The sequence below is a fragment of the Microbispora sp. H10670 genome (assembly GCF_014161385.1).
GTDB classification, from domain to species: Bacteria; Actinomycetota; Actinomycetes; order Streptosporangiales; family Streptosporangiaceae; genus Microbispora; species Microbispora triticiradicis.
On record NZ_JABBWW010000036.1, the window covers coordinates 52792 to 58791 of the forward strand.

Sequence of the window (6000 nt, forward strand, 5' to 3'; positions counted from 1 at the left end):
AACAGCTGCACAACAGCCGTTGATATGAGCGTGAGCCCGCTGTAGCCTCTGCCCCATCGCAGAAACTATCGGTCTGAATTCCGAAAGTTTCGGTTGGAATCCAGAAGGGAAACCACCGTGAATTTAAGTCGTCGGAGTGCGGCGCTGCTGGCGGTGTCCGCGCTTGTCCTCGGGGGATGCGGTAGTACCGGGAACGATGCCGGCGAGAGCAAGAGCTCAGCCGAGGGCAAGGTGACGGTCGAGTGGTGGAACATCTGGACCACCGAGCCATTGAAGAGCTACGGTGCTCAGGCGATCAAGGATTTCCAGGCCAAGCACCCGAACATCACCATCAAGAGCGTTCCTTATGAGAACGAGGCGTTCAAGGCGAAGCTGACGACGCTCACGCAGTCCGGCAAGGCGCCGGACGTCTTCCAGACCTGGGGTGGCGGCGTGCTCGGCCAGCAGGTCGACGCGGGCCTGGTCAAGGACCTCTCCGGCGACGCCGGTTCCTGGCTCGGCACGTTCACCGACGCGGCGCTGTCGGCGTACCAGATCGAGGGCAAGACGTACGCGATCCCGGACGACATCGGCATGGTCGGCTTCTGGTACAACAAGGCCCTGTTCAAGAAGGCCGGGATCGCCGAGCCCCCGAGCACCTGGTCGCAGCTCATCGACGACGTCAAGAAGCTCAAGTCGGCCGGCGTCACCCCGATCGCCCTCGGCGGCAAGGACAAGTGGCCGGGCCACTACTACTGGGCCTACCTCGCCATGCGGATCGGCGGCCTCGACGCGCTGAAGCAGGCCGGTGAGAGCAAGGACTTCACGGGCGCGCCCTTCGTGCAGGCGGGGCAGAAGCTCAAGGAGCTCGCTGACCTCCAGCCGTTCCAGAAGGGCTTCCTCGGCGCGACGTACGGCGACCCGGGCGGCCAGGCCGCGACCATGGGCGACGGCAAGGCCGCCATGGAGCTGATGGGCCAGTGGGCGCCCGCGGTCGAGAAGGACGCCGGCAAGGGCCTCGGCGACGACCTCGGCTTCTTCCCCTTCCCGGCCGTCGACGGCGGCGCCGGCGCGGTCACCGACGCCTTCGGCGGCGGTGGCGGCTTCGCGATCGGCGCCGAGGCGCCGGCCGAGGCGATCGAGTGGGTGAAGTTCCTCACCGAGAGCACCGAGCACCGCAAGGCCGTCGCGACCGGCGGCGTGCTTCCGGTGCTCAAGGGCGAGGAGGACGCGGTCACCGACCCCAACCTGAGCGTGGTCGCCAAGAACCTCGCCGGGGCGACCGGGTTCCAGCTCTACCTCGACCAGGCGTACCCGCCGGCCGTGGGCCAGGAGGTCAACGACAGCGTGGCCCAGCTGATCGGTGGAACCAAGACGCCGGAGCAGGTGGCTCAGGCCATCACGGAAACGGCGAAGTCGGAGTAACTGCCGCGTGAAGACGACGAGACCCCGGAGCCGCCGGCTCCGGGGGTTCACCACGATCCTCCTGTTCCTGCTGCCCGCGCTCGTGCTCTTCTTCGGGCTTGTGGTGGCGCCGATCCTGCTCGCCTTCTACGCGAGCGTCTTCAAGTGGAACGGCATGCGCGGCCTGCCCACCGACTTCGTCGGGCTGGCGAACTTCACCCGCCTGCTGGCGGACGAGGTCTTCCTGGGCGACCTGTGGCGCGGCCTGTTGCTGATCATCCTGTCGCTGGTGGTGCAGCTTCCCCTCTCGCTGGGCATCGCCATGCTGCTCAACCAGAGGATCCGCGGCCGGGCCTTCTTCCGCCTGCTGTTCTTCGCCCCGTACATGCTGTCCGAGGCGATCACCGCGGTCCTGTTCATGATGATCCTGTCGCCGACGGACGGCCTGGCCAACGTCGTCCTGGGCTGGTTCGGGGTCGACCCCCTCGACTGGTTCGCGGACCCGTCGTCGGTGATGATGTCGGTGTTCATCGTCATGACCTGGAAGTACTTCGGCTTCCACATGATCTTGTACATCGCCGGGCGCCAGGGCATCCCGAGGGAGCTCACCGAGGCCGCCCAGATCGACGGCGCGACCGGCTGGAAGGTCTTCCGCTACGTCACGCTGCCGCTGCTCGGCCCCACCATCCGCATCAGCGTGTTCCTGTCGGTCATCGGTGCGATCCAGCTGTTCGACCTGGTCTGGATCATCACCGGCGGAGGCCCGTCGCACTCCTCCGAGACCATGGCCGTGACGATGTTCCAGTTCGGTTTCAAGCGCTTCCAGGTCGGCTACGCGAGTGCGATCAGCGTGGTGATGTTCTTCATCAGCCTCGTGTTCGCGCTCTTCTACCAGAGATACGTCATGCGGCGTGACCTCCAAGGAGCCTCCACCGTGCTGCGAGAACAGCGATGAGCACCAACCGCCACAAGCAGTCGCCGGCGTCGGGCGGTCTCCTGCGCAGCCTGTCCCTGCACACGATCGTCGTGATCACGGCGTTGTTCGTCGCTGTCCCGCTGGTGTACGCCGTGCTCGGCGGCTTCAAGACAACCCGGCAGCTCTCCAGCAACCCGATCGGCCTGCCCGACCCCTGGATGCCGGAGAACTACGGAGGCATTCTCGCCTCGGGGTCGTTCTGGCACATGCTCTGGAACAGCACCTACATCGCGGTGCTGACCACGCTCGTGGTCGTCGCGGTCTCGGCGCTGGCGGCCTTCGTGTTCGCCCGGTTCGCCTTCCGTGGCCGCGAGGCGCTGTTCACGATGTTCGCCGCCGGGCTCATGTTCCCGTTCGCGGTGGCGATCCTGCCGCTGTTCGTGCTGCTGCGGATGTTCGGGCTGCTCGACAACCCGCTCGGCGTGATCCTTCCGCAGGCCGCCTTCGGCATGCCGATGACGATCATCATCCTGCGCGGCTTCTTCCGGGCCATCCCGGGAGAGATCGAGGAGGCGGCGATCCTCGACGGGTGCACCCCGTTCGGCTTCTTCTGGCGGATCCTGCTCCCGATGGCCCGGCCCGCGATCGCCACGGTCTCCGTGCTGGCGGTCGTCAACAGCTGGAACCAGTTCATGCTGCCGCTGGTGGTGTTCAGCGACGACGGCCTGTTCACGATCCCGCTGGGCGTCCAGCAGTTCCAGGGCCAGTACGCGACGGACGTCGCCCGGGTCATGGCCTACATCGTGGTCGCGATGCTGCCCGCCCTCGGTTTCTACGCCGTGGCCGAGCGGCAGCTCGTCAGCGGCCTCACCGCGGGGGCCGTCAAGGGCTGAGCCGCGTGTACAGCCGTACGGTGTAGCCGAGCACCCGGAAGGCCCGCTCCTTCCGGTAGCCCTCCCGCAGCAGGTCCCGCTTGGCCGTGTCCCGCGCGGACGCCAGGTCGGCGGGCGTGGGATGCGGGCGGCTCACCACCCACACCCGGGGCGCCGCGCCCAGCGCGGCGGCGAGGTCGCCCGCGGGCAGTTCCCGGCCGGCCAGCGTGCCCGACTCCGCGCCGCCGGCCCTGATCGCCGCGTCGCGGACCCCGTCGAACGAGGCGGGGTACGCCTCGGCGACCAGGCGGCGGATCGAGGGCAGGAAGAGCACGGCGTCTCCGGGCCGCCGTCCCGACCCGACGACCCGTGCCGCGGCGGCCGGGTCGTCCGGGCGGCTGTCGATCCGGCGGACGGCGGCCTGATCCGGCAGGGACGCCGCCAGCAGCAACACCGGCAGCGCCACCGCGGCGGCTGCCCGCGGCGCGATCCGCCACCCACCCCGCCAGCCACTCGGCGACCGGCCTGGCGACTGGTTCGGCGACCGTTCCGGCGCCGGTCCGGGCACGAGCTTCACGGCCCGGGCCAGCCCCGCGCCCGTCAGCAGCGCGAGCCCCGCCATCGAGAACAGGACATAGCGGTCCTGGTAGAAGGGGTGGATCCGCGAGACGGCGATCAGCAGGGCGGGCGGAAGCACGGCGAGCGGCACGGCCACCGCCACGAGCCCCAGCGCGTTCGCGCGTCGGTCGCCCAGCCCCGGTGTCCGTCCCGGTGTCGGTCCCGGGGCGAGTCCCGGTGCGAGTCCCAGTGTCAGTCCCAGCAGGACGAGCACGACGGTCGCCGCGAGCGAGAGGCCGGACCCGGCGAACCGCGCCACGAGAGCGCGCACCTCGGGCCAGCCGGGCCGCTCCAGCCATGAGACCTGGTCGCGCTGCCCGAACGCGATCCACGCGAGGGGCAGGACGGCGAGCAGGGCGCACGCGCTCGCTCCGGCCCACCGGAGCGGCACACCCCACCGCCGCGGCCCGTCAGGGACACCGGCGTTCTCGCCCGTCACCTCGTCTCTCGCGGTCCGCCCGCGGGCGGCGATCGAAACCGTGGCCGCGTGCGCCACGAGTGCCAGGGCGGCGAAGAGGTTGAGCAGGCACGCCACCGCCACCGCGACGGAGTACCAGATCCATCTCCTCGTGCGCGCCGGGTCCTCCAGCGCCCGCGTGAGCAGGCGCGTGGCCTCCACCACAGCGGCCCCGACCAGCGCGTACGACCGGCCCTCCTGGCCGTAGGCGACGACGGCGGGGGCCGTGCCGTACACGAGGCCCGCGTAGAGGCCGGCCGGGGCGGAGACCAGTCGCCGTCCGATCGCCGCCACGCCGGACGCCGCGACGGCCGTGGCGAGGACGGAGGGAATCCGGATCGCGACCTCCGCCGGGACGGCGTCGCCCACGAGCCGGAGAAGAGGATGGAGCAGCAGGTAGTAGCAGCCGTGCACCGCGTCGACGTTCCCCAGCGTGCGCCAGAGGTCGGGCAGCGGCCTTCCCGCGACGACGTACGTCGTCGCCTCGTCCTGCCACATCGACCCACGCCGGACGCCCCACATGCAGGCGAGCAGCGCGGCCAGGGCCGGGACGGCCGGCAGGGCCGCGTCGCGAGCGCTCCGCCCGGGGCGGGCGCCGGCGTGGTGCCTGATCCTCACACGTCCTCCGTGTCGTCTGGCTGGTTCGCGTCCCACCCGATGCCCCGCAGGGCAACGGGAAGGGGAACGGGGCCTAAGGTGAACCGAACGTGAGGAAAACTCGTAGGGAGAGACACCGATGACGGAGTCCGTCGTCGTCCGTACCGCGACAGAGGCAGACGTTCCCGGGCTGCGCGCCGTCGCGGACCACTTCCGGCTTCTCGGCCGGTGGCCGGTGCGGCCGGACTTCCTGGACGCGGAGCGCGACTTCGGCGCCGTGGTCGTCGGCGAGGTGAACGGCACGATCGCGGGCTTCGGCGCGACCCTGCCCCGGGGGAAGATCACGCATCTCGGGGATCTGTTCGTCCTGCCGGACCGCCAGTCGTCGGGAGCGGGCCGGATGATCCTGTCGCGGCTGCTGCCGTCCGGCGCCCCCATGATGACGTTCGCCTCGGCCGACCTGAGGGCGCTCGCCCTGTACGTCCGGAGCGGCATGCGGCCCCGATGTCCCCTGCTCTACCTCAGCCGCCCGGGGAGCGGGCGTCCGTCACAGAGCCGCCCCGCACAGAGCGGACGGGTGGCAGGGGCGGGGAGCGAGGCTCGCATGGGGGCCGCCCTCGCGGGCCCGGACAGCGACGGGTTCGCGCCGGGAGCCCGCGACGTGGACGCGGCGGTGGCTCTGGACGCCCGGATCTCCGGCGGGGAGCGGGCCGCGACCCTCGGCTGGTTCGCGGGCCTGCCCGGCGTGACGGTGCGGGCCGCCGCCTCGGGGTACGCGTTCGTGCGGGTGGCCGGCGACAAGGCCGTAATCGGGCCCGCCGGAGGCGACACCCCCCAGGACTGCGTCGAGGCGGTGCTGGAGGCGGCCGGTGCCTGCTCGGGCGCGGACTCCGTCGAGATCGCGGTGCCGGGCACACATCCGCTGCTGCCCCTGCTGCTCGACGCCGGATGGCGCATCGACGACCAGGACACGCTGATGACCAGCGAGGACCTCCTCTGTCTCGACTGCTACGTCCCCCACCCCGACCTCGGCTGACAGTGATGATGTAGATGAGCACCTCCCGCCAGGGCTTGACCCATCGGCTGACTGACCTCGGGTCCTCAACGGGATCTGTCGGTCCTGGCGGGAGGCGCTCATGTGCACTCACTGGACGTGG

The 6000-nt window shown here is 70.5% G+C and carries 5 protein-coding genes; 4 read left to right on the forward strand and 1 reads right to left on the reverse strand.

Annotated elements, in window-relative coordinates; all coding sequences use genetic code 11:
• The first annotated feature begins 231 nt into the window (after positions 1 to 231).
• Genes HHX33_RS31705 through HHX33_RS31715 form a run of 3 tightly spaced genes read left to right on the forward strand, consistent with a single transcriptional unit; the run spans position 232 to position 3192 of the window.
• Positions 232 to 1404, forward strand: a complete 1173-nt coding sequence (locus HHX33_RS31705; protein WP_310741611.1) for an extracellular solute-binding protein — start codon at positions 232 to 234, stop codon at positions 1402 to 1404.
• A gap of 7 nt (positions 1405 to 1411) precedes the next feature.
• Positions 1412 to 2338, forward strand: a complete 927-nt coding sequence (locus HHX33_RS31710; protein ID WP_117409739.1) for a carbohydrate ABC transporter permease — start codon at positions 1412 to 1414, stop codon at positions 2336 to 2338.
• Entirely contained in the window at positions 2335 to 3192 is an 858-nt protein-coding gene (locus HHX33_RS31715) for a carbohydrate ABC transporter permease (RefSeq protein WP_117409740.1), read from the forward strand. The genes HHX33_RS31710 and HHX33_RS31715 overlap by 4 nt, the downstream gene beginning before the upstream one ends.
• Here the strand turns inward: HHX33_RS31715 and HHX33_RS31720 are convergent.
• The gene (locus HHX33_RS31720) at positions 3182 to 4864 is read right to left on the reverse strand and encodes a glycosyltransferase family 39 protein (protein WP_182877793.1); all 1683 of its coding nucleotides are present in this window, start codon (positions 4862 to 4864) and stop codon (positions 3182 to 3184) included. The genes HHX33_RS31715 and HHX33_RS31720 overlap by 11 nt on opposite strands.
• Before the next feature lie 118 nt (positions 4865 to 4982).
• On the opposite strand from HHX33_RS31720, the gene HHX33_RS31725 reads away from it, so the two are divergent.
• Positions 4983 to 5879 (forward strand): GNAT family N-acetyltransferase, encoded by an 897-nt coding sequence (locus tag HHX33_RS31725; protein WP_182877794.1) that lies wholly within the window; start codon positions 4983 to 4985, stop codon positions 5877 to 5879.
• Positions 5880 to 6000: the final 121 nt, after the last annotated feature.

Coding starts and splice junctions, on each gene's coding strand:
- HHX33_RS31715 (WP_117409740.1), top strand. CDS start 2,335: ATGAGCACCAACCGCCACAAGCAGTCGCCGGCGTCGGGCGGTCTCCTG.
- HHX33_RS31725 (WP_182877794.1), top strand. CDS start 4,983: ATGACGGAGTCCGTCGTCGTCCGTACCGCGACAGAGGCAGACGTTCCC.